Origin of the sequence: Cohaesibacter marisflavi (assembly GCF_963665895.2) — a bacterium.
Classification (GTDB): Bacteria; Pseudomonadota; Alphaproteobacteria; order Rhizobiales; family Cohaesibacteraceae; genus Cohaesibacter; species Cohaesibacter marisflavi.
This window is the reverse complement of the sequence record NZ_OY762534.1, coordinates 1,086,470-1,110,838: the sequence shown is the minus strand read 5'-3', so window position 1 is coordinate 1,110,838 and position 24,369 is coordinate 1,086,470. Positions and strand designations below refer to the sequence as shown.

Below are 24,369 nucleotides of genomic sequence, written 5' to 3'. Positions count from 1 at the left end.
ACACGACACAAATTGAAACCCCGTTAGCATCCGCTGGCGGGGTTTCTATATCCCTTGTTTGAATTGAGGAGAAGAGCAAACAGGCGTAAACTCGCATTGTAAGGCCCATCAAATGCACCTTAACACTGGGAGGATTTTATGTCTGACTGGGTCATCAAGGGATATGATTGCGCCGAAGAATTCTACTCCAGATCCTTCAGGCGGATGGAACAGAGTCAGGTAGAGCATTTATTGAGAAAGCTCTATGAACAAACACTACCGATCAACGACAGGACGCGCTACACGATGAGTGAGGATGCTTCCTTCATCGTTACGCACCCTGACCGTATCGGCAAAACAATGGCAATCGGCTCCGAGCTTCGTTTCATCGCGCAGAGAATAACCCACTAGCGCCAGACAAAAGGGCGCTGTCTTTACGAAATCTGCACACCCTTGGCGCCAGCGAGATCCTGAATGAACTGCCAGGCTACACGGCCTGAGCGGGATCCACGCGTCGTTGACCATTCCAGCGCAGAAGAACGCAACTCATCCGCATCCACCTCGATGCCATATTCAGTCACGTAGCCCTCAACCATCGCCAGATAGTCATTCTGAGAGCAATTGTGAAACCCGATCCAAAGCCCGAAACGATCGGAGAGGGATACCTTTTCCTGTACGGCCTCACTCGGGTTGATCGAGGTTGAGCGTTCATTCTCGATCATGTCCCGTGGCATCAGGTGGCGCCGGTTCGAGGTCGCATAGAACAATACATTCCCCGGACGGCCTTCGATACCCCCGTCCAAAACCGCCTTGAGCGACTTATAGGCCGTCTCGCCAGTATCGAACGACAGGTCATCACAGAAGAGAATGCAGCGCTCTTCGTGCTCTCTGAGGATATTCATCAGGATTGGCAGGCTATCGATATCCTCGCGCGCAATCTCTATCAGCTTGAGTGCGGTCGCCTTGCCTTCCAGTTCCTTGTTGACCGCCGCATGACAGGCCTTCACGAGCGAACTCTTGCCCATGCCGCGCGCGCCCCAGAGCAGGGCGTTGTTGGCAGGCAGGCCCTTGGCAAAACGTTGGGTATTTTCAAGGATCATATCGCGGTTGCGATCGACCGCTTTGAGGAGAGAAAGCTCCACCCGGTTTACCTTGCTGACCGCCTGCAAATGCGGTACCGGATCTGCATGCCAGACAAAGGCATCCGCCGCTCCAAGATCCACATCTTCGGGAAGTGGGGGGACAGCACGCTCGATGCTCGCATGTATGTCCTTCAGAATTGCGGCAATATCAGCAAGTGTTTTGGCAGTCATGAAACCGGAGTCTCCGTCTTTTGTCGCCCTGTGCCAAATTAGGTGCAGAAAAACAGCAATAATGGCTGCCTTCACCCTTTCCCTTTGCACAAAGGATCATTATGTCTAAGCCTTGATTAGCAGAATTGGACCGGACGTTGCAAACCATCAACTGACTATTTGCAATCTCCGCCGGGACCGCTATAGTCCGCTCAAATTTACAAAAGCCTAAAGGGACGGGATACGTCCATACTGGCCTCAAAGGAGCAAGAAATGTTTGTAACGCCAGCTTATGCACAGGGCGCAGGTGCCGCCGCCGGTCCGGAATTCCTGATTTCCGTTTTGCCGTTCATCCTGATTTTCGTGATCATGTATTTCCTGATCATTCGCCCGCAACGTCAGCAGATGAAAAAGCACGCTGCATTGATTTCCAATGTTCGTCGTGGCGACACAATCGTCTCCAATGGCGGCATTGTCGGCAAAGTGACCAATGCGACTGACGAAAATGAAATTTCTGTCGAAATTGCAGAAGGCGTAAAGATCAAATTGATGCGTAAGTCGATTGCCGAAGTCCGCTCCAAGAGCGAGCCAGCAGGCGACGCTAAATAATCGCATTCGAATATTTGATACTCATATGCACTCGGACATGGTCCGGGTGCACTGCCTATGGTGGTAGGATAGCCTTATGCTACATTTTGCCCGATGGAAGGTGACACTGGTTTTGCTAGTGGTGATTGTAGGCCTTCTCTTTTCTATTCCCAACCTCTTTTCCGACCAGGAACTGCAAGCCGATTATCCAAGCTGGCTGCCAAACAGCAAGATTGTGCTTGGTCTTGACCTGCAAGGTGGTGCGCACATTCTCATGCAGGTGGAAAAAGAAGGCATTATCGAGGATCGGCTCGAGATCCTGCGCGGTGATGTCCGTTCTGCTTTGCGTGAAGATAAAATCGGTTACACTGGTCTGGCTGCCAGAGATGGCGCTGTTCAGGTCCGCATCCGCGATATCACGCAGCTAGACGCTGCGCGTGAAAAATTGCAAGATCTGGTTCAACCTGTCTCGACCTCGCTACTCACTGGTGGTGGCGCGATGGAAACCTCGCTCGAAGTCAATGACGATGGCCTGATGCGCCTTGTGTTGACCGAGGAGGGCATCACCTCGCGCGTATCAAACGCAGTGGCTCAGTCGGTAGAAGTCATTCGCCGCCGCGTTGACGAACTCGGAACGACCGAACCATCCATTCAGCGCGAAGGGGAAGATCGCATTCTTGTTCAGGTCCCTGGCCTGCAAGACCCGGATCGCCTGAAAGACATTCTAGAAACAACCGCGAACCTGTCTTTCCGTATGGTCGACACGTCCATGGCGCCAGAAACGGCTCTTCAGACGCGTCCACCGCTGGATTCCGAAATTCTCTACGAGGCTGACGATCCACAGAACCCGACAGCTCAGGAAAACCGTGTTCCATATCTCGTCAAGAAACGCGTTCTGATTTCCGGTGACGAACTGGATGACGCGCAGCCCACATTTGATTCCCGTACAAACGAACCGGTTGTCTCCTTCCGCTTCAATACATCGGGCGCTAAAAAGTTTGCTCGCGTTACCGAGCAGAATGTTGGCCTGCCATTCGCCATCGTACTTGATGAAGAGGTTATTTCAGCCCCATCCATCCGCGAACCAATCCGCGGCGGTTCCGGCATTATTTCCGGCTCCTTTACAGCCGAAAGCGCCAACGACCTTGCCGTGTTGATGCGCGCCGGTGCGTTGCCCGCCAAGCTGACCATTGTTGAAGAACGGACGGTTGGTCCGGGCCTTGGCGCTGACTCCATTGCTGCCGGTGAAATTGCCGGTATCGTGGGTGCTTTTGCCGTCGTGATCTTCATGATCATTGCCTATGGCCTGTTCGGCATTTTTGCCAATATCGCGCTGGCGGTGAACGTTTGCCTGTTGCTCGGGGTACTTTCCTTCCTCGGTGCCACGCTCACATTGCCCGGCATCGCCGGTATCGTGTTGACCGTCGGCATGGCAGTGGACGCAAACGTTCTTATTTTCGAACGCATACGAGAAGAAAACAATTATGGTCGCTCTACAATTGCTGCAATTGATGCGGGTTACTCCCGCGCTTTGGGCACCATTCTCGACGCCAACATCACGACATTTATCGCCGCAGTGATCCTCTTTTCTCTGGGCTCCGGTCCAGTGCGAGGATTTGCTATTACGCTGGCCGTTGGCATCGTAACGACCGTCTTCTCGGCATTCACTTTCAACCGATTGATTGTTGCGACATGGATCAAATACCGTCGCCCATCCAATCTGCCAATCTGACCTACCGGAGATAAGAAAATGAAACCAATTCGTTTTATCCCGGATGGCACCAAAATCCGGTTCATGCGGCATCGGTACTGGAGCTTTCCGCTTTCAGCCACCTTGCTTGTCGCATCCATTGTATTGTTCTTGATCGCGGGCCTCAATTACGGCATCGACTTCAAGGGCGGTACTCTGATTGAAATCCAGACGGCTGAAGATGTCGCCGATCTGGCGTCTATCCGTGGCAACCTCAATGCGTTGGATCTGGGCGATGTGGAAGTACAGGAATTCGGCGCACCGAATGACGTGCTGATCCGCGTTCAAACCCAGGGCGGCGAAGGCGAAAGCGCAGAAGAGGCACAGCAGCGTGTCGTGTCTCTGGTCAAGGAAACCCTCGGTAACGCAGTGACTTACCGCCGCGTTGAGGTGGTTGGTCCCCGAGTTTCGGGCGAACTGGCAACGACCGGCGCCATCTCGGTCCTCTCGGCGTTGCTCGCCATCATGGTCTATATCTGGTTCCGGTTCGAATGGCAGTTTGCTGTTGGGGCTGTTGCCGCTACGGCGCATGACGTGATCATGACCATCGGTGTGTTCGCATTGTTGCAGATCGACTTCAACCTGACCACCATCGCAGCTATCCTGACGATTGTCGGTTATTCTTTGAACGATACCGTGGTTGTTTACGACCGTATTCGTGAAGATTTGCGCAAATACAAGAAGATGCCGCTCAAGGAAGTGCTTGACCAGTCCATCAACCGGACGCTCTCTCGTACGACCCTGACATCCTTCACAACTTTGCTGGCACTTGGCTCGCTCTATTTCCTTGGCGGGGAGGTCATTCGCTCCTTCACCTTCGCCATGATCTGGGGTGTTTTCGTCGGCACCTACTCATCGATCTTCATCGCAGCCCCACTGCTGATCTTCTTCAATCTGCGGTCTGAACATGTTCAGAAGCCAGACGATGGAGAAGAAGTAGAAGGCACAGCAGCGTCCTGATCGATGGTATTCAAATGGCTGCAGGGCAAAAAGGCCTCGCCCAATTTGAAAGACAATTCCCACGCCGGAGAGACAACCTCTGGCGTGGACACTGATCCAACGGTTGAAACAGACCAAGATACTATGGCTCCGGCATCCGGCCTTGAAATGACAGATGCCTATTATCCCGGACATGACCCAATCGATTTCTATGGCAATGGCGGCTTCCGCTTTGGCGAAATGTCCCATCAGGGAGCCATTCTGTTTTTGCCCAGTGGCGTGCACCGCTGGGACGTCGAAACAGTCAATGCTCTGACGACTGATCACTTTGAAAAGCTGCTGGCTGAAAGCCGCGACATCGAACTTCTGATCCTTGGAACGGGCAATCTCATTGTGCCACTCGCCCAATCGCTTGCGAACCACATACGTCAAGCGGGCATAAAGCTGGATATCATGGACACGGGCGCAGCGGTAAGAACCTTGAATATTCTGCTATCTGAGGACCGGGCCGTTGCTGCGGCGTTATTTCCAGTGTCATAACCGACCATCAACGCGGAGTACTCCATGTCTGGTTCCGAAGATATCTTTTCTTTCTGCCAGAGTGAATTAAAGGCCCTCGATCCTGTCAGCCATTTCGCGGCCCTGACGGCCCCGCAAGAGAAGCGGCCTGCACTGATGGCGCTTTTTGCCTTTCTTACCACTCTTCGCCGCATACCCGCTCAGGTCAGCTCAAAAGAAATGGGCGAAATCAGACTGCAATGGTGGCGAGACATCCTATCGGACAACCAATCAAACTTCACCGACGGATGCGGGCTGGCCAATATTGGCCCCCTGGCTACAGCACTCAAGCAAACGCAGAAAAAGTTCCAGCTCCCGTCCGATCAACTGGAAGCCATCGTGGATGCCTACTCATTAGATCTTTCCACCAGTCCGATTCCGGATGACAACACCTATGATAGCTACGCGAGATCGACAAAGGGCATGCGCCTCGCTCTTGCCTGTCGCATTTTGAATGATGGCCAATCGCCAGACCAGCTTGCCCTGCTATTCATGACAGCAGGCAAGGCCATAAGCCTGGCTGAACACCTTCGGACGTGGCCAGAAGCGGCAAAGGCAAAACAGCTCTTTCTGCCGCTTGATATATTTGAAAGTTTTGGCCTTTCAGAGCAGGACCTTTACGCTGCGCCGCACTCCAAGCAGAGCGCAGAGGCGATCATGGCCTTGTGCCAGAAAGCGTCCGATTTGCACAAAGAGTCCATAGAGGGTCTCAAAAACATAAAAGAGGGTGGAAACGCCCATCTGACACCAGCCTTTATGGCTCTCGCACCTGTACCGCTAATATTACTAAAACGCCAGCGGAAACCTCATGATCATCTTGAGATTTCCAACTGGCGCAGCTATTGGAGCATTTGGCGTATGGCCAGCAAATTCTAGAAAATCAGCTGATTTGAATGGCGTCCAACCAGGCTTTCGTGTCATCCAGCGCGCGTTTGGAAAGAGCTTTTTTCTTGGAAAGCTGCTTTTCTACGCCACGCATCTTGGATCCATCCTCACGTCGGCGAGAAAATTCGACCGGTGGAAACAAGCCAAAATTGATATTCATTGGCTGGAAAGAGCGTTTGCCTCCGTTGGAGTCAATCAAGTGCCCACCGGTAATATGAGCCAACAAGGCACCAAAAGCCGTAGTCTCAGGTGGAGGCACAGCAGCCCGCTCATGCATTTCAGCTGCAATGAAACGACCAGCGAGCAAGCCAATAGAAGCGGATTCCACATAGCCTTCACAACCGGTAATCTGTCCGGCAAAACGCAGGTGCGGATGGCTCTTCAGCCGCAAGCTTTCATCAAGAAGCTTGGGCGAATTGAGGAAGGTATTGCGATGAATACCGCCAAGCCGCGCGAACTGGGCATTTTCCAACCCCGGGATCATACGAAACACCTCAGCTTGCGCACCATATTTCATCTTGGTCTGAAAGCCGACGATATTGAACAAGGTACCTAACTTGTTATCCTGTCTGAGCTGGACGACTGCAAACGGGTCTTCATCAGGCTTATGCGGGTTGGTCAGGCCAACCGGTTTCATCGGACCATAACGGGGCGTGTCCCGTCCACGTTCGGCCATGACCTCGATGGGCAAGCAGCCGTCAAAATATTTCGCCTTTTCCCATTCCTTGAACTCGGCTTTATCAGCGCTCAACATAGCCTCGAGGAAAGCGGTATATTCCGCTTCATTCATGGCGCAGTTGATATAGTCAGCTCCGGTGCCCGACGGGCCTTTTTTGTCATATCGCGACTGAAACCAGGCTTTATCCATATCGATGGAATCGAAATGAATGATTGGCGCAATCGCATCATAAAAGGCGAGGGACTCTTCGCCCGTCAGCGCCAAAATAGACTTGGACAGGGCCTCGGACGTCAACGGACCGGTCGCCACCAAACAGGGGCCTTCATCCGCAGAGGGCAGGGAGTCCAGCTCTCCTCGTTCAATTACTATCAGGGGATGACTGGAGAGCTTTTCCGTCACCGCTTCAGAAAAAGCTTCCCTTGCAACCGCCAAAGCGCCGCCAGCCGGAATGGAATTGGCATCTGCGCATGCCATGATCAGCGAGCCAGCTTCACGCATTTCCTGATGCAACAGGCCAACCGCATTGGCCTCATGATCATCCGAACGGAAAGAGTTGGAGCATACAAGCTCGGCGCAATGATCCGTCAAATGAGCATCCGTTGAACGATTCGGCCTCATTTCATGAAGGGTAACCGGAATGCCCGCATTGGCCAGTTGCCAGGCGGCCTCTGATCCGGCAAGCCCGGCCCCGATGATACGCACCGATTTGTTGCTCTGTGTCACTTCGCTGATCTTTCTGTTTGGATTGACTATGCCTGACGAACCGGCAGAAATCCGTCGAGTAGCGATACCTAACACTGTTTTGGAAAAATGCAAGACATGCTGAAAATCTGACCCAAATTTCATCGCAGGAAACTCGGGTCTTGTTCGTAGGACAATAGCCACTTTTTTGTTGGCAGTTTGACGACGCAGTGATAACACACATTGAACCACAGATCGAAGGCCTATCAAGCGGGAACAATCTTCATGAAATTCAAACTCATAACAACCGTTCCCCTTTTGATTGCGTTGGCAGGATGCAACGCCCAGACATCCAGCTCCACCAGCGGCTGGATCAGCGCCATGAACAATCGCGCCCCCACGAAAACTACCATCTATGTTTGCCACGCATTCGGCTGCAGCCTGAAATATGGCTATCACTTTACCAAGGGCGATCTTGCAAAACTCAAGAGAATACTCTACGCCGGACGCAAAAGCCCCGAGGCGGAGCTTAAGGCCATAGGCAATGCTGTTGCTTGGTTTGAAAAACGCGTCGGTCCGTATGTCGGTTCAGATAAGGACAAAGGCGGGTTGGATATGAAAAATGCAGGTGTTCCCGGCCAGATGGACTGCATAGACGAAGCCAGTAACACCACATCGCTCATCACTTTTGCCCAGCAGCATGGCTTTCTGAAATACCACAAGGTTCAATCGCCGGTCGCACGAGGCTTCTTCCTTGATGGCCGCTACCCTCACGCAACCGCCGTCGTACTCAATACCGAGAATGACAGAAGCTACGCGATCGATAGCTGGATCTATGACAATGGCGTCTTTCCCAAGATCAAGCCTCTGGAAGACTGGATGGCTGAATCCCCAGCCAGACATTAGAGCCTCTTTTATCCCACAGCACACCATGATGCTCAGCCGCTAAGCCTGGAGATAGCTGGCTGGCAGAGCATCTGCGCATAACAAAAAACACATTCTGCGGCCACTGACCGTTGAGTGTCGATTCTTTGGATTTAGATGCCTGAAATTAGAAAAGCCCACCGGGGGAGGAGATCCGGTGGGCTTCTAAGGGTGTTTCAAAACGGGGAGGAATCGTTTCGAAACGTCTCAGACTTTCGGGAGGAGGAGAAAGTTTGGATTCCTATAAATCTGTTACATACCAACCGCGCGTCGTGCGGTCTGCGTTACGTCTGCACGAGAAATGCTGACTTCGCATTCTCTATTCGACAGACGATTAAGATTATCGACCGTGTCACGAAAATTGCGCCACTGCCTATAATTCTGAACAACCGTATCAAGCATCTTTTCGATCCTACGTTGCCGAACCTTCAAGTGACTCTGCATCTCTAAAGAGATGACTGTTTCGATTTCTAATCAACATCTCGTTGCTGTTGATAAATAGATAGCAAAAGACTCCCGACATTTGCACTGCAAAAATATGCATAGCTGTCTTGCAGATCATGCAAAACCGTCATTGCTATTTCAAAGGCCCCACACATTTCGCATAGCCAGAACGAAATTCAGGAAATTAATACATCACTTCAATGACTTGGAAATATGCGGTTTCGAATCTCAAAATCACGCGAACATACGTAGTAGGACGTATGCTTACTTGGTCAAGAGCAGGGGGCTTGTGAAAAGCAAAAATCTTGAGAAGGAAAGTCAGAAAATTGCAATATTCATTATTTCGAATTTTGCAACGCAACACAAATAGCGATCACATCAGTGATTTAGATCAATGCATGCTAAAACACAATGAGAGTTTTGGAAAAAAATGAACAAGTTCAATAGCTTGAAATTTTTCCCAGAAACAATTCTCATTGTGCATCGCCGAAAGTATTACGTATTTTCCCTCAATAAAAATCAAAAAGGACTCACGATTTAGAATCACGCCGTTCCTTCAGTTCTTTCAAAAACTGACCCGTGTAGCTTTCTTCGCACTTCATGACGTCCTCAGGCGTTCCTTCAACGACGATCTGCCCGCCGCCGTCACCACCTTCCGGTCCAAGATCAAGAATCCAGTCTGCAGTCTGGATCACTTCAAGATTATGCTCAATCACGGCAACCGTGTTGCCCTGATTGACCAATTCATGAAGAACTTCGAGCAGCTTGGCCACATCATGAAAATGCAAGCCTGTGGTCGGTTCATCCAGAATATAGAGCGTCCGCCCCGTTGAGCGTTTCGAAAGCTCCTTGGCAAGCTTGACCCTTTGCGCCTCGCCACCAGAAAGCGTCGTGGCTTGTTGCCCCACTTTCACATAGCCCAAACCGACCCGTTGCAAAGTCACCATCCTGTCACGTACAGCAGGAACCGCAGAGAAGAAGTCAGCCGCTTCATCAACGGTCATATCAAGTACGTCTGAAATCGACTTACCCTTGAACTGAACTTCCAGTGTTTCTCGGTTATAGCGATGCCCTTTGCAAACATCACATGTAACATAGACATCCGGCAGAAAATGCATCTCGATCTTGATGACGCCGTCGCCCTGACAAGCTTCACAACGCCCGCCTTTAACATTGAAGGAAAAGCGACCGGGTGCATAGCCGCGCGCCTTGGCTTCGGGCAGCCCCGCGAACCAGTCTCTAATAGGCGTGAAGGCGCCAGTATAGGTGGCCGGGTTGGAGCGCGGCGTCCGTCCGATGGGGGACTGGTCGATATCGATCACCTTGTCGACATGCTCCAGCCCTTCGATCCGCTCATGCGGCGAGGGCATCTCCCTCGCCCTGTTCAGCTTCATGGCCGCGCTCTTATATAGCGTATCAATAAGGAAAGTGGACTTGCCGCCGCCAGACACCCCGGTCACACATGTAAAAGTGCCAAGAGGAATGGAAGCCGTAACATTTTTGAGGTTGTTGCCACGCGCATTGACGACCGTGATCTGTTTCTTTTTCTTTCCCTTGCGGCGACTATGGTCAACAGAAACGGTCTTCGCACCAGAAAGATACTGGCCCGTGAGAGACGCCGGATCGGCCATGATTTCGGCCGGCGTGCCTTGAGACACGATGTGCCCACCGTGAATACCAGCCCCAGGCCCAACATCGACAACGAAGTCAGCTTCCAACACAGCGTCTTCATCATGCTCAACGACAATCACCGTGTTGCCTAGATCCCTCAAATGCTTGAGTGTTTCCAACAAGCGTGCGTTATCGCGTTGATGCAAGCCGATAGATGGCTCATCCAAAACATAAAGAACTCCGGTCAACCCAGAACCAATCTGGGAGGCCAACCGGATGCGCTGGCTTTCACCGCCAGAGAGCGACCCCGAACCACGCGAGAGCGTCAGATATTCAAGGCCAACATCGTTGAGGAACTTCAGCCGCTCGCGAATTTCCTTAAGGATACGTTCCGCAATCTCGATCTGTTTTTCAGACAGGGTGGCGGGCAGATCCTGCACCCACCGGGCTGCGGCGCGAATGGAAAGACTTGAAATCTGTGAGATATGCTTGCCATCCAGCTTGACCGCAAGCGCTTCGGGTTTGAGGCGATGCCCATCACAGGCAGAGCAAGCGTGGGCAGATTGATATTTGCCAATATCCTCGCGCACCATGCTGCTCTCGGTTTCTCTAAACCGACGCTCAAGATTGGGAATGACACCTTCAAACGGTTTGGTCGTCTTGTAGGATCGCGCCCCGTCATCATAAACAAAGAGCACCTTCTCCTTGCCGGTACCATAGAGAATGACTTCCTGCGCCTTGAAGGGCAGCTCGATCCAGGGAACCGTAAGAGAGAAATCGAAATGCTTGGCCAACGCCTCCAACGTCTGGCGATAGAAGGGAGACGAGGTCTTGGACCAAGGCGCAATCGCCCCATCCTTGATGCTCCGGGAGTTGTCAGGGATGACGAGCTCGGGGCTCACCTGAAGTTCACTCCCCAGACCATCACAAACAGGGCAGGCGCCGAACGGATTGTTAAAGGAAAAGAGCCTTGGTTCGATCTCCGGAATGGTGAAACCGGAAACAGGGCAGGCGAACTTCTCCGAAAAAGTAACCCGCTTGGCTTCCCCATTCTCTTCCTTCTGATCCACCATTTCGACGATGGCCAGCCCATCGGCCAACTCCAGAGCCAATTCGAGCGAGTCGGCAAGGCGTTTCTCGATGCCTTCCTTGACCACCATACGGTGAACGACAACCTCGATATTGTGTTTGAACTTCTTGTCCAGCGTCGGCAAATCGCCGTCATCATACATCTGCCCGTCAATCCGGAAGCGCGTGAGCCCGCGCTTGACCAACTCGGCTAACTCCTTGCGGAACTCGCCCTTGCGCCCACGCACAATGGGCGCCAAAAGCAAAAAGCGGGTCTTCTCGGGCAGCTCCATGACACGGTCCACCATCTGGCTGACCGTCTGGCTTTCAATCGGCAAGCCTGTCGCCGGACTATAAGGAATACCCACGCGCGCGAACAGAAGGCGCAGATAGTCATAGATCTCAGTCACGGTCCCGACTGTCGAACGCGGGTTACGCGAGGTCGTTTTCTGTTCGATGGAAATGGCAGGAGAAAGCCCCTCAATGGAATCCACATCGGGCTTCTGCATCATTTCAAGAAACTGGCGAGCATAGGCCGAGAGGGATTCAACATAGCGTCGCTGCCCTTCGGCATAGACGGTATCAAACGCTAGCGAGCTTTTGCCGGAGCCAGACAGGCCGGTCATGACCACGAGCTGATCGCGCGGAATATCAAGATCAACATTCTTGAGATTATGTTCCCGGGCACCGCGAATCGATATCGCTTTCATCGAAGGTGCAACGGACACTTTTTTATCAATCGTCATGTCAAACAGTCTTTCTATCAGCGCGAGGCAGGCGTCTGGTTTTCACCCGACTATGCTTTACGATGCCTGGAGAGCCAGAGATCACAGCTCCCTTGGCAACGGGTCACATTTTTCTCCCGATGCAATATCGGTTTATAAAAATCAAGGCAATGGCCAATTTTGATTGCTTCCAATCATGGTCATGTTAGGCGCAGGGCTTTTATTTGTACCTGATTTGTTCTATGTTGTGAACCTATTCATTGCAACACGACTATGCAAATTACGCATGAACCAAAGGATGGGGATTGCGCCAAAGCCCATATGGAAGTCAGCAGCGAAGCCGCATATGCTGTGCCAAAACCCTGATCGGATCATCAGGACACAGCAAAGAAACAAAGGACAAAGCAATGGCCGGTAGCGTAAACAAAGTCATTCTGGTTGGCAATCTGGGAGCAGATCCCGATATTCGCAGAACTCAGGATGGCCGCCCGATCTGCAACCTGTCTGTCGCCACTTCCGAAAGCTGGAAAGATCGCAACTCTGGCGAACGGCGCGAACGGACCGAATGGCACCGCGTGGTCATTTTCAATGAGGGCCTGTGTCGGATCGCCGAGCAGTATCTCAGAAAAGGCTCAAAGGTCTATCTGGAAGGCCAGCTGCAGACGCGCAAGTGGCAGGACCAGAGCGGACAGGATCGATATTCCACAGAAGTCGTCTTACAAGGCTTTAATGGCAACCTCACCATGCTGGATAACCGCGGCGAAGGCGGTGGCGGTGGCGGATTTGGCGGCGGCCAGTCCGGTGGCGGCGATTTCGGCGGCCCTGGTGGCGGTGGTTATGGTGGCGGAAACCCGGGCGGCTTCGGCGGCGGCGGGCAGGGCCCTTCAGGGGGTGGCCAGCCTTCTGGTGGCTTCCGCGACGAAATGGACGACGATATTCCGTTTTGATGCGTATCCCATCACAGATAAAGAATCAAAAACCCGGCTCAATGCCGGGTTTTTCCTTTAAAGATCTATTTTTTAGCCAGTCGTTACAACGCATATCGGTTCAAAGGATCTCGAGTAACTCAGTGAGATGAAGTCAGCTGCGCTTCGACCGATTTGTGGTCTACATAAGACTGCGCTTCAATATAGACGCGATGGACCTGCGGCACACGCTCACGAATGTGACGCTCAAGATCTGCAATCACTGTCTCCAACTGCCCCACAATCATGTCATCGCGAAAATCGAGACTAAGCGCGAGAAGAATTTCGTTCGGCCCACGATGCATGGTGCGCAATTCATTGACCGTGGTCACGGCCGGATGCGCATTGACGATTGCAGCGATCTCGGCCTCGCTCTCGGTGGAAGCAGCTTCCCCAATCAACAGGCTCTTGGTTTCATAGGCCAGCAATATCGCGGTCATGCCAAGAATAAGGCCGATAACAATAGAGGCCGCCCCATCCATCCAGGGAAGCTCAAGATAATGGGAAAGGCCAATACCTACAGCTGCAACGATGAGGCCGAGCATGGCCGCACTGTCTTCAAACAGCACAGTGAAGACCGTTGGGTCTTTGGAGTCTGCAACCGCCTGAAAATAACTCCGCTTGCCCTTCGTATTGCGGAATTCGCGCAAGGCCACAAACCAAGCCCACCCTTCAAAGCAGAAGGCCACTCCCAATACGACAAAGTTGATCGTCGGGTCTCCGATCGGTTCGGGATGCAGCACTTTTTCAATGCCCTCATACAGAGACAAACCGGCACCGACAGCAAAAATAAGCAGAGCCACAACGAACGCCCAGAAATACAATTCAGCCCCATAGCCGAAAGGATGCTTGATGTCTGCAGGTCTCCCGGAGCGTCTTATACCATAGAGTAACAATCCCTGATTACCGGTATCGACAAGGCTATGAATGCCTTCCGACAGCATCGCGGATGATCCTGTAATTGTAGCTGCGACGAATTTCGTAATTGAAATCAACGTATTGCCAGCCAATGCTGCATAAATGACTTTCTTTGAACCGTGAGATGCCACGTTATTTTCTCCCAACGACGGTATCTATAAGCAAATTGTCGCTCAATCTTCTACCGGATAGACCTGAGTATGAAAATAGACAAAAACTGGAGATGAGGCTTTGACAATGTAATTGTTTTCGTATATTCGTAATTACTAATATACGTAATTTGACAGCAGGAGAGAGTTTCCATGCGCAATGCACTCCAAAAACGAGGCACTTTTCTTTCGGCCTGTTTGTTCGCTCTGACCGTTGCAGGCTATGCGACCACCGCAAACAGCTTCACAGTCCAGCAAACATCCATTGAAGACAAAAAGGCGGTTTTTGCCACCGTGCAGAGCACAGATTCCCTCTCGGCCCGCGTGCGGACATCTGGCACCGTGGAGGAACTGAACGTCACTGAGGGCAGCTATGTCGAGGCTGGAGAAACCATCGCCATGGTGCGAGACCCCAAGCTGAGCCTTCAGATCGAAGCCCTTGATGCCCAGATCAATGCGGCGCAGCGACAAGTAGCCAACCTCAAGACCGAACTTGATAGGGCCCAGCAGCTTTTCGAACGCGGCTCGACCACGAAAGCGCGGCTTGATTCTGCAAACACACAGTTTGATGTCGCCCAGAGCAATCTCGATGCAGCCAAAGCACAAAAAGCAGTCGTTGTTCGCCAGATGGAGGAGGGGGCTGTTTTGGCGCCTCAGGCCGGGCGTGTGCTTGAAGTGCCCATCACGGTTGGTGCCGTGGTGATGACCGGCGAATCCATCGCCACCATTGCCAAAGACAACTATATCCTGCGCATGGCTCTGCCAGAGCGCCACGCCCAATTCCTCAAGAAGGGAGACCCGATCGAACTGGCCGGTCGTGGCATGGAGTGCGATCCGTCCTGTCTGCAAACCGGCGAGATCGTCAAGGTTTATCCGGAGATCTCGGATGGGCGGGTTCTTGCCGATGCCAGCGTTGAAGGCTTGGGCGACTATTTTGTTGGCGAACGCATTCAGGTTCGCGTCGGAGCGGGCAGCCGCATGGCTTATCTCGTGCCGCGTGATCTGGTCTTCACCCGTTCAGGCATCGATTTTGTGCGTGCCAAGGGCATAGACGGCCAACCGACTGAAATCGCGGTGCAGGTGGGCCAACCCTACAATGAGAATGGCAAAAACATGATTGAAATTCTGACCGGCGTTGCTGTCGGCGACGAACTCATTCAGCCATAAAGGGACGAAAGTCATAAAATGAGTAAGAAATCCCATGCTCTTGGCATTTCGGGCAACCTGGCCAAGAATTTTATCACGTCGCCCCTGACGCCCTTGATGCTGATTACGGCTTTCGCGCTTGGCGTCATCGCCCTAATGATGTTGCCTCGCGAGGAAGAGCCGCAGATTTCAGTGCCGATGGTGGATATTCAGGTCTCTGCGAATGGCCTCAAGGCAGAAGATGCTGTCAAGCTTATCACGGAACCGCTGGAAACCATCATCAAGAGCATCAATGGCATCGATCATGTCTATTCCAACACCTATGACGACCGCGTCATCGTAACGGCCCGTTTTCTTGTGGGAACGGATTCTGATGCCGCCGTTCTCAGGGTGCATGACAAGATTCGCGCCAATCTGGACCGGATGCCCGTGGGCATATCCGAACCCCTAATCGTTGGACGCGGCATCGATGATGTCGCCATCACGGTGCTCACTCTGTCTCCCGAGCCATCGGTAGCTGACAAGTGGAACGATACCGCTCTTTATGACATAGCGGACGAGCTGCGCGTAGAATTGGCCAAGCTCGACAATATTGGCCTGACCTATATCGTCGGCGGCCAGACCAACCAGATCCGCGTGGAACCGGACCCGGAAAAACTGGCCCTCTACGGCGTCACTTTGCAACAGCTGGTTGGCAAGATACAGGCAGCGAACAAATCCTTCACGGCCAGTTCCGTGCGTGAAGCGGGCAAAACAGTGCCTGTTGCCGTTGGTCAGACCCTTGATGGTATGCCTGATATCGGCCTTTTGCTCCTCACCACGCTTGATGGACGCCCGGTCTACGTCAAGGATGTAGCCACCATCGTGGTTGGAGGCAGTCAGGATGACCACCGCGTCTGGAACCTGACGCCAAAAGAAGGGGGCGGCTTCAACAGATTGCCCGCTGTTGAGCTGGCCATTGCCAAGCGCAAGGGTGCCAACGCCGTTGTCATCGCGCATTCCATTCTGGATCGCGTCGAACAGCTCAAGGGGGAAATCATCCCTCAGGGCATTCAGGTGGACGTAACCCGCGACTATGGTGAAACGGCCAACGAAAAAGCCAACGAACTGCTCTATCATCTGGGGCTGGCGACCGTATCCATCGTTATTCTTGTGGGGCTCGCCATTGGCGTTCGCGAAGGCATCGTTGTGTTGATCGTCATCCCGACGACCATCCTTCTGACACTCGCTGCGGCCTATCTGATGGGCTACACGATCAACCGCGTATCCCTGTTCGCGTTGATCTTCGCCATCGGCATCCTCGTGGATGATGCCATCGTGATGATCGAAAACATCTCGCGACACTGGGCCATGAAGGATGATCGCTCCAAGATTCAGGCAGCCATCGAAGGCGTAGCCGAGGTGGGCAACCCGACTGTTATCGCCACGCTGACTGTTGTGGCTGCGCTTCTGCCAATGATGTTCGTATCCGGCATGATGGGCCCCTATATGAGCCCGATTCCGGCCGTTGCCTCTGCCGCAATGGTGCTGTCCTTCTTCGTTGCTGTCATGCTGACCCCATGGCTGATGAATCTCATCGGCAAACCGGGCCATAGCGAAGCTGAGGACGGCGGCGTGTTGGGGCGCGTCTATCGCTCCTTTGCCAGACCCGTACTCCACGGTCGCAGCCACGCCTGGGCCTTCCTGCTGATCGTCGGCTTTGCCACCATCGGATCGACCATGCTGATCTATACCAAGCATGTAACCGTGAAGCTCTTGCCCTTTGACAACAAATCGGAAATGCAGGTCATTGCTGATCTGCCTGAGGGCTCTTCCATGGAAGATACCGACCGGCTTCTGCTGGCGGCAGCCCACAAACTGGAGGGCGTTGAGGAAATCAAGTCCATCCAGTCTCACGCAGGCACAGCAGCTCCGTTTGGCTTCAACGGCCTTGTTCGGCACTATTTCTTCCGCTCCAACCCGGAAATGGGCGATCTGCAGATCAACCTGTCTGGCAAGGCGGATAGAAGCCGCACAAGCCATGAGATTGCCCTTGAAGTGCGTGATCTGATCAAGGATCTGCCTGCGCCAGAAGGCACCGTGCTGAAGGTGGTGGAAGTGCCACCTGGACCGCCGGTTCTCTCGACGCTTCTTGCTGAGATCTATGGACCCAATCCGGAAACCCGTCGTGCCGTGGCAACCGAAGTGCGCAAGCTGTTTGAGGAAGTCCCGTTCATTGTCGATGTCGACGACAGCTTCGGCACACCAACGACACGGGCACGCCTGCGCATCGATCAGGACAATCTGGAATATCACAATGTTTCACAAGGCGATGTCTACAACACGATCTCCTATTATCTGAACGGTCAGGTGGTCGGCTATTCCCATAAGGGCGGCGGACGTCGACCGGTTGAGATCGCTGTGAAACCGGACAAATCCGACCTCACCATTTCCGAACGGCTCCTGACCATTCCGGTGCCGCAGAACGCCATTCCCGACGAACGCGGCGTGGTGGAACTTGGCGACGTGATCCGCATTGATCGCGAGCAGGCAAGCTTCCCGATCTATCGCCACAATGGACGTCCGAACGAAATGGTTCAGGCCGACCTTGCCGGAGACTTCGAGGCGCCTATTTACGGCATGCTGGCCGTACAGGACAAAATCGATGCCCATGACTGGGGTGATCTGCCAAAGCCGAAGATCATTCTGCACGGGCAGCCTGAGGATGATTCAGAAGTCGCTCTTTTGTGGGACGGCGAATGGGAAGTCACGTGGGTCACTTTCCGTGACATGGGGGCAGCCTTTGGCATCGCCATCCTTGCCATCTATGCCCTTGTGGTTGCGCAATTCCACTCCTTCCGCGTGCCGCTGGTGGTCCTGACGCCCATCCCGCTGACACTCATCGGCATCATGATTGGTCACTGGATCTTCCATGCACCATTCTCGGCCACCTCGATGATCGGCTTCATTGCGCTTGCCGGTATCATCGTCAGGAACTCGATCCTGCTGGTCGATTTCGTTGGCCATGAAAAGGGGTCGGGCAGGCCGCTCGAGGAAGTCCTGCTGGAAGCGGGCTCCATCCGCTTCAAACCCATCATGCTCACGGCACTTGCCGCGATGATTGGTGCTGTGGTCATTCTCGCAGACCCGATCTTCCAGGGCCTCGCCATTTCGCTTCTGTTCGGCTTGGCGTCCTCAACCCTGCTGACAGTGCTGGTCATCCCGGCCATCTATATCGCCCTCAAAGGGACTGACCGGCCGGTCTAGCGAGAAGGAAGAGCACACAAACAAAAGAAAAGCCCGGCACAGTGTGTCGGGCTTTTTGTTAAGACGTTTATACTGACGAACAAATTTCAGCTATGCGGACGAAGCGGGCATTCGGTGCATAGCAACGGTTATCGTTACATTTTGGTATTAGCTCCTTCTGTTTTGGTTGTGTTTATTTATCAACACTACTAAAACGGAAGTAGAGTTAATGAAGGAACCTTACCTCAATGCAAGATCGTTTGACCGGGCGTGGTATCAAATATTTAGTGCATTTCACTAAATATTCCAACTTCCCTAGTATTATGATAAACGGACTCTTACGCCGCACTGAGTTGGATCGCCGAGGATTATGTTACAATTTCAATGACGACATGAGGCTTGATAGACATCCAGAAACCTTGTCTGTATCTATCGGATTCCCAAACTACAAAATGTTTTATCGTGCTCGGCAAGACTACGCAGACGACACTTGGGTGGTTCTTTTCCTCCATCCAAACGTTCTGATCCAAAAGCCCTGTGCCTACTATGCGAGAAATGCCGCGACCGGATGCTACAAAGATACAAATCCCCAAAGCTTGCAAAATAAAGCATCTTTCGACGCAATGTTTTCGGACATAGGTCCTGTGAAGCGCAGTGATCTTGGTATTCCGGATCACTTCACCACGGACCCACAAGCAGAAGTTTTGGTTTTTGCAGACATAGAATCGAAATACATCATTGGTGTCGGCGCACAAAACGATGCTCAGAGAGCTGAAATTCTGTATAATTACACTCGCTTCAAGGATAAAAGTGTACAATCATTACCGCAACTTTTTAAACCGCGAGAAGACTACGAACACTGGACGTGAAATGGCAAAACGTTTTGTATATGTTCCGACCGAGGGCAATCCGGGAGTAGAGGAGGTGGAAATTGAGTTCGAATGGTTCCCTGGGTTCGCAGTCAGCCAAAAGCAGAAATCAATCTCCGCCTTACATGACGCCGCCGACGAAGCTGGGTTGAGCCCGATTCTCGAGATTTCAAGCAAATCGGAGGATGAGTTAGGGGTAAAAGCAAGCGCTTTCAATCTTTCGTTTGTCACAAAGTCAACTAATCGCAAAATTTCTGTCGAGTCCGCTTTTCAAGGGAGCAAGGTCTTTGCTTTCTCTGGCCCATTCCCTGACATATATGACATGACCGCAAAACAAGCAAAGAAGGAAATCCGTGTAAGACAGAACGGTACACTCACAGGGTTCAAATTCTTTAAAAAGCAGTTTCCGATTCAGCCACGCACATTTTTCTATGATTGGCTATACATCAATACGCTTCACAAGGACGAAGAGCTTTCTGCCGATATATGTAGGTTCGCAGGTTTTTCCGACATCGAGTTTAATCCGGACAAGTCGGTGAACTGTCAAGCCTTCTCTGCTGCGTTGTATGTTTCTTTGGTAAGATGCGGTGCCCTTGCAGAAGCTCTGGAATCTGAACTCTCATTTAAAGAGCTATTGACACCTTTTTACGAACGTCGTGAACGAAGAATTCCACTTCAGCGTTCGCTAATCTGATTGCCTATTGAGCATCCACGCGAGGATATTGACTTTCAACATCCTCTATGGACTCGAACCGGCCCTTCACCCGACAGCGATGATCGCCTTGATGCCATCGGCGATGAATTGCACCGAAAGCGCGGCAAGAAGAACGCCGAGCAGGCGGGTCAGGATGTTCCGTCCGCTTTCGCCCATCATCTTTTCCACCCAGCCCGCGACGACGAAGGTCAGCAGCACCAGCAAAAGCACAAAAATGACGATCGCGAAGATCGCCCCGCGGCTGATCCAGTCAGAGGATTGAGAGCCCAAAAGCAGTACGGCGGAGATAGCGCCGGGCCCGGCGATGAGCGGGATCGCCAACGGGAAGACTGCAATGTCATGCATCTCATCATCTGAGAGCGCTTGCTCGGCAGACTGCGATTTCCGCTTTTCGCGCTTTTCAAACACCATCTCGAAGGCAATGGCAAACAACAGAAGACCACCGGCGATTCGGAAGGCTGGCAGCGAAATACCCAGAACCTGCAGTATGACATGGCCAATCAGCGCGAAAATCAACAAAATCCCCGCAGCCACGATAACCGCACGTGTCCCGATTTTAATGCGTGCCTGCTTGGATGCACCGCTGGTTACAGCAAGAAAGATCGGCGCAAGACCAATCGGATCAATGGTAACGAAAAGGGTGACAAATGCATTGAGCATGACGTCAATTGGCGGCATTCAGGGCGCCTTTCTGCGAAAAACAGGGTTGGACAATGTGCGATAAAGCGATGCAATATCAAATGTGAACCCCATCATTGACCATGCGTGCAACATATTCAACATCCATCCTGTGATTGTTGCGCCATTTTGCGCACAGGAAGCGAGCAAAACTTTGCTGCACGAGGCTAAATCAGCTATACAGGGATACCTTTTGACAGGGATAGAGATTCTCCTTTGACAGATACACAAGATACACTCTCGGGCGACGGTCCCGGTACCGATATCAAGCCCGTATCCATAACGGATGAAATGAAGCGCAGTTATCTCGATTATGCGATGAGCGTGATCGTGTCTCGTGCGCTGCCCGATGTTCGCGACGGCCTCAAGCCGGTGCATCGCCGTATTCTTTATTCGATGCATGAAAATGGCTACGAGTGGAATAAGGCGTACCGCAAGTCTGCGCGTGTTGTCGGTGACGTCATGGGTAAATATCACCCTCATGGTGATAGTGCCATTTATGATGCATTGGTGCGCATGACGCAGGACTTCTCCCTGCGCGTTCCGCTTGTCGAGGGCCAGGGTAACTTCGGCTCGGTCGATGGCGACAGTGCTGCTGCCATGCGTTATACGGAATGTCGCCTTGAAAAGGTCGCCTCCACATTGCTGGACGATCTGGACAAGGACACCGTTGATTTCGTCGATAACTATGACGGCTCCGAAAGCGAACCGGCTGTTCTGCCTGCCAAATTCCCGGACCTGCTGGTCAACGGGGCAGGGGGTATCGCCGTCGGCATGGCAACCAACATTCCGCCGCACAATCTGGGCGAAGTGATTGACGCGTCCGTTGCTCTTATCGACAATCCGAGCCTCAGCCCCGAAGAGCTGATGGAAATCGTCCCGGGTCCGGACTTCCCGACCGGCGGCATCATTCTTGGCCGTGCCGGCATTCGCAGCGCATATGCAACGGGCCGCGGCTCGGTCATGATGCGAAGCAAGGTCGATGTGGAAGAGATCCGCAAGGACCGCATGGCGCTGATCGTTCACGAGATTCCCTATCAGGTAAACAAGGCGACGATGATCGAGAAGATCGCTGAAGCCGTGCGCGACAAGCGCATCGAAGGCATCTCCGATATTCGCGACGAATCTGACCGTCAGGGCATGCGCGTTGTTATTGAATTGAAACGCGACGCGGTCCCCGATGTCGTTCTCAATCAGCTCTACCGCTTCAGCCAGCTGCAAACCTCTTTCGGCTGCAACATGGTTGCGCTGAATGGTGGCAAACCAGAGCTGATGAACCTGCGTGATATTCTGGTCGCCTTCAACGCCTTCCGCGAAGAAGTTGTCAGCCGCCGGACCAAGTTCCTGCTCAACAAGGCCCGTGATCGGGCTCATGTGCTGGTTGGCTTGGCCATCGCTGTTGCCAACATTGATGAAGTCATCCGCACCATCCGTCAGGCACCGGATCCGGCAACGGCCCGGGCCCAGTTGATGGAACGCCGCTGGCCTGCGGAAGATGTTGCGCCCCTGATCACGCTGATCGACGATCCGCGACACACGATTCATGAAGATGGCACCTATAACCTCTCTGAAGAGCAGGCACGCGCCATTCTCGATCTGCGCCTGCAGCGCCTGACAGCTCTGGGGCGTGATGAGGTTGGCGATGAACTGAATGCGCTGGGTGAGAAGATCTCGGACTATCTTGACATCCTGCGCTCACGTGAACGCATTTTCACCATCGTTAAAGATGAAATGCTCGCGCTCAAGGAAGAGTTCGCCACCCCGCGTAAAACGGAAATTGTCGAGGGCGGCGCAGACTTTGACGACGAAGATCTGATCCAGCGCGAAGACATGGTCGTTACCTTCTCGCACTCCGGCTACATCAAGCGCGTTCCGCTTTCCACCTACCGCGCACAGCGTCGTGGTGGCAAGGGGCGCTCGGGCATGGCCACCAAGGACGAAGATTTCGTCACGCGGCTGTTTGTGGGCAATACCCACACGCCGGTGCTGTTCTTCTCCTCGCGCGGCATTGCCTACAAGATGAAGGTCTGGCGCCTGCCACTCTCTGCCCCTCAAGGCAAGGGCAAGGCCCTGATCAACCTGTTGCCACTGCAACAAGGCGAAATCATCACGTCGATCCTTCCTCTGCCGGAAGATGAAGAGAGCTGGGATACGCTCGACCTGATGTTCGCCACCGTTTCCGGCTCCGTGCGTCGTAACAAGCTGTCGGACTTCAAACAGGTCAACCGCAACGGTAAGATCGCCATGAAGTTTGAAGACGGGTCTGAAGACGGCATCGTCGGCGTTGAAACCTGCAGCGCGACCGATGATGTTCTTCTGACCACAGCCAAGGGCCAATGCATCCGCTTCCCGGTTGAAGATGTGCGAGTTTTCCAGTCTCGCGGGTCCACCGGCGTGCGCGGCATCCGTCTTGAAGAAGACGACAAGGTCATCTCCATGTCGATCCTTCATCACTTCGATGCAACGCCTGAAGAAAGAAACGAGTATCTACGTCAGGCAAATGCCGCCCGTCGCGCCGTCAATGGCGAGGATGGGGCAGAAGTCGCCGCAGATGCACCAACCACCGCATTGCCGGTTGAACGCTACGCTGAAATGGGAGCGGCAGAACAGTTTGTTCTAACCCTTTCGGAAAATGGCTACGGCAAGCGCTCTTCCTGCTATGAATATCGCACCTCGGGTCGTGGCGGCAAAGGCATCGTCGCCATGGCAGTCAACGAGCGCAACGGACGTCTGGTCGCCAGCTTCCCGGCTGAAGAAACCGACCAGATCATGCTTGTCACCAATGGTGGCCAGCTCATTCGTTGTCCGATTGATGGTATCCGCATCGCAGGTCGCTCCACTCAGGGTGTCACGGTCTTCAAGACCCGTGAAAACGAGAGTGTGGTTTCGGTAGAGCGTATTCCTGAGGACGAAAAAGAGGAAACCGACGAGACGGGTGTTGATCCGACAGGTGAAGCACCATCCGGCGAAACGCCTTCTGACGATACGCCTTCGGATGATACGCCAGAACAGGAATAAGCGCTTCGGCGGCATTCAATATGATCACGAAAGAAAAGGGCTCTCATGGAGCCCTTTTTATTTGCCCAAAACGGCAGAGATAAAGAAGCCGCAAAAAATAAGCAAGTGATCCGTCAAGATCACTTGCTTATTCTACCAGGTCAGAAATCTCGGTGGTGTCGCCATGGACCATCGTCCAAGCCACCGGGGTAGGGTATTCTATGGAATTTAGAGGCTCACCGGCTCACAGGTTTGCGCTCCTTTTCGCGCAATGCACTGGCCAGACTGGACATCATTCCAAAGAGACAGACTTGAGAGTTCAAAATCGGAACCATAACCTTCAGAGAGGGCGGCATGCCCGCTTGCTGCAATAAAGGTCAGCCCCATGAAGCAAACAAGAAGGCCAGTTGCTACGATTAACTTGGTTCTTTTAAGAGCAGTCATTTTATCAGTCCCGAATACAGGATCCTCATTCTGTCTTTTCGTGTCCATTTTAGAGCTCCTCAGATGAAAGGGCACTGAGCGAGCCGTTCATCTTTCATTCACCTTCGTTAACATCCTTCATTTATAAGACGCGCGAAGGT

The 24,369-nt window shown here is 52.8% G+C and carries 19 protein-coding genes; 13 read left to right on the top strand and 6 right to left on the bottom strand.

Annotated features, from left to right (window positions below; genetic code table 11):
- The first annotated feature begins 138 nt into the window (after positions 1–138).
- The gene (locus ACKPCT_RS06200) at positions 139–390 is read left to right on the top strand and encodes a hypothetical protein (protein WP_090073723.1); all 252 of its coding nucleotides are present in this window, start codon (positions 139–141) and stop codon (positions 388–390) included.
- A gap of 23 nt (positions 391–413) precedes the next feature.
- Here ACKPCT_RS06200 and ACKPCT_RS06195 read toward each other — a convergent pair whose 3' ends face one another.
- Positions 414–1,292: an ATP-binding protein gene (locus ACKPCT_RS06195; RefSeq protein ID WP_319568684.1), complete on the bottom strand. Its 879-nt coding sequence runs from the start codon at positions 1,290–1,292 to the stop codon at positions 414–416.
- A gap of 252 nt (positions 1,293–1,544) precedes the next feature.
- Between ACKPCT_RS06195 and yajC the strand changes: the two genes are divergently transcribed.
- From yajC to ACKPCT_RS06170, 5 genes are all read left to right on the top strand, one after another.
- Positions 1,545–1,880 carry a preprotein translocase subunit YajC gene (yajC, locus tag ACKPCT_RS06190; protein ID WP_090073721.1) on the top strand — a complete coding sequence of 112 codons (336 nt, stop codon included), beginning with the start codon at positions 1,545–1,547 and terminating at the stop codon, positions 1,878–1,880.
- A 76-nt stretch (positions 1,881–1,956) separates the two neighbouring features.
- A complete protein-coding gene (secD, locus tag ACKPCT_RS06185) occupies positions 1,957–3,591 on the top strand; it encodes a protein translocase subunit SecD (RefSeq protein WP_319568683.1) in 1,635 nt (544 codons plus the stop codon).
- Between the two features lie 18 nt (positions 3,592–3,609).
- The gene (gene secF, locus ACKPCT_RS06180; protein ID WP_244544716.1) at positions 3,610–4,569 is read left to right on the top strand and encodes a protein translocase subunit SecF; all 960 of its coding nucleotides are present in this window, start codon (positions 3,610–3,612) and stop codon (positions 4,567–4,569) included.
- Between the two features lie 123 nt (positions 4,570–4,692).
- A complete protein-coding gene (locus ACKPCT_RS06175) occupies positions 4,693–5,088 on the top strand; it encodes an Mth938-like domain-containing protein (protein ID WP_319569392.1) in 396 nt (131 codons plus the stop codon).
- A 24-nt stretch (positions 5,089–5,112) separates the two neighbouring features.
- The gene (locus ACKPCT_RS06170; protein ID WP_319568682.1) at positions 5,113–5,982 is read left to right on the top strand and encodes a squalene/phytoene synthase family protein; all 870 of its coding nucleotides are present in this window, start codon (positions 5,113–5,115) and stop codon (positions 5,980–5,982) included.
- 4 nt (positions 5,983–5,986) lie between these two features.
- Here the strand turns inward: ACKPCT_RS06170 and trmFO are convergent, their stop codons facing one another.
- The gene (gene trmFO, locus ACKPCT_RS06165) at positions 5,987–7,393 is read right to left on the bottom strand and encodes a methylenetetrahydrofolate--tRNA-(uracil(54)-C(5))-methyltransferase (FADH(2)-oxidizing) TrmFO (protein WP_244544715.1); all 1,407 of its coding nucleotides are present in this window, start codon (positions 7,391–7,393) and stop codon (positions 5,987–5,989) included.
- A gap of 243 nt (positions 7,394–7,636) precedes the next feature.
- On the opposite strand from trmFO, the gene ACKPCT_RS06160 reads away from it, so the two are divergent.
- Positions 7,637–8,257: a hypothetical protein gene (locus ACKPCT_RS06160; RefSeq protein WP_319568681.1), complete on the top strand. Its 621-nt coding sequence runs from the start codon at positions 7,637–7,639 to the stop codon at positions 8,255–8,257.
- Between the two features lie 992 nt (positions 8,258–9,249).
- On the opposite strand, the gene uvrA is transcribed toward ACKPCT_RS06160, so the two are convergent.
- On the bottom strand, positions 9,250–12,144 hold the full coding sequence (gene uvrA / locus ACKPCT_RS06155; RefSeq protein WP_319568680.1) for an excinuclease ABC subunit UvrA: 2,895 nt from the start codon (positions 12,142–12,144) through the stop codon (positions 9,250–9,252).
- A gap of 386 nt (positions 12,145–12,530) precedes the next feature.
- On the opposite strand from uvrA, the gene ACKPCT_RS06150 reads away from it, so the two are divergent.
- Positions 12,531–13,070 carry a single-stranded DNA-binding protein gene (locus ACKPCT_RS06150; RefSeq protein WP_090073711.1) on the top strand — a complete coding sequence of 180 codons (540 nt, stop codon included), beginning with the start codon at positions 12,531–12,533 and terminating at the stop codon, positions 13,068–13,070.
- Positions 13,071–13,189: 119 nt separating this feature from the next.
- Here the strand turns inward: ACKPCT_RS06150 and ACKPCT_RS06145 are convergent, their stop codons facing one another.
- Positions 13,190–14,137: a cation diffusion facilitator family transporter gene (locus ACKPCT_RS06145; protein WP_090073710.1), complete on the bottom strand. Its 948-nt coding sequence runs from the start codon at positions 14,135–14,137 to the stop codon at positions 13,190–13,192.
- A gap of 171 nt (positions 14,138–14,308) precedes the next feature.
- Here ACKPCT_RS06145 and ACKPCT_RS06140 point away from each other — a divergent pair, with 171 nt between their 5' ends.
- The 4 genes from ACKPCT_RS06140 to ACKPCT_RS06125 all read left to right on the top strand — a co-directional run bounded on the left by ACKPCT_RS06140 (position 14,309) and on the right by ACKPCT_RS06125 (position 20,089).
- Positions 14,309–15,322: an efflux RND transporter periplasmic adaptor subunit gene (locus ACKPCT_RS06140; protein WP_319568679.1), complete on the top strand. Its 1,014-nt coding sequence runs from the start codon at positions 14,309–14,311 to the stop codon at positions 15,320–15,322.
- Positions 15,323–15,340: 18 nt separating this feature from the next.
- Complete coding sequence (locus ACKPCT_RS06135; protein WP_319568678.1) at positions 15,341–18,547, top strand: efflux RND transporter permease subunit; 3,207 nt, start codon at positions 15,341–15,343, stop codon at positions 18,545–18,547.
- Between the two features lie 227 nt (positions 18,548–18,774).
- Positions 18,775–19,395, top strand: coding sequence for a DarT ssDNA thymidine ADP-ribosyltransferase family protein (locus ACKPCT_RS06130; protein WP_319568677.1), 621 nt, complete (start codon positions 18,775–18,777; stop codon positions 19,393–19,395).
- Position 19,396: 1 nt separating this feature from the next.
- Positions 19,397–20,089, top strand: a complete 693-nt coding sequence (locus tag ACKPCT_RS06125) for a DarT1-associated NADAR antitoxin family protein (protein WP_319568676.1) — start codon at positions 19,397–19,399, stop codon at positions 20,087–20,089.
- A gap of 66 nt (positions 20,090–20,155) precedes the next feature.
- Here the strand turns inward: ACKPCT_RS06125 and ACKPCT_RS06120 are convergent, their stop codons facing one another.
- Complete coding sequence (locus tag ACKPCT_RS06120; RefSeq protein ID WP_319512781.1) at positions 20,156–20,788, bottom strand: MarC family protein; 633 nt, start codon at positions 20,786–20,788, stop codon at positions 20,156–20,158.
- 291 nt (positions 20,789–21,079) lie between these two features.
- Between ACKPCT_RS06120 and gyrA the strand changes: the two genes are divergently transcribed.
- Complete coding sequence (gene gyrA / locus ACKPCT_RS06115; RefSeq protein ID WP_090073701.1) at positions 21,080–23,806, top strand: DNA gyrase subunit A; 2,727 nt, start codon at positions 21,080–21,082, stop codon at positions 23,804–23,806.
- Between the two features lie 207 nt (positions 23,807–24,013).
- Here the strand turns inward: gyrA and ACKPCT_RS06110 are convergent, their stop codons facing one another.
- Positions 24,014–24,277 (bottom strand): hypothetical protein, encoded by a 264-nt coding sequence (locus ACKPCT_RS06110; protein ID WP_090073700.1) that lies wholly within the window; start codon positions 24,275–24,277, stop codon positions 24,014–24,016.
- Positions 24,278–24,369 lie beyond the last annotated feature (92 nt).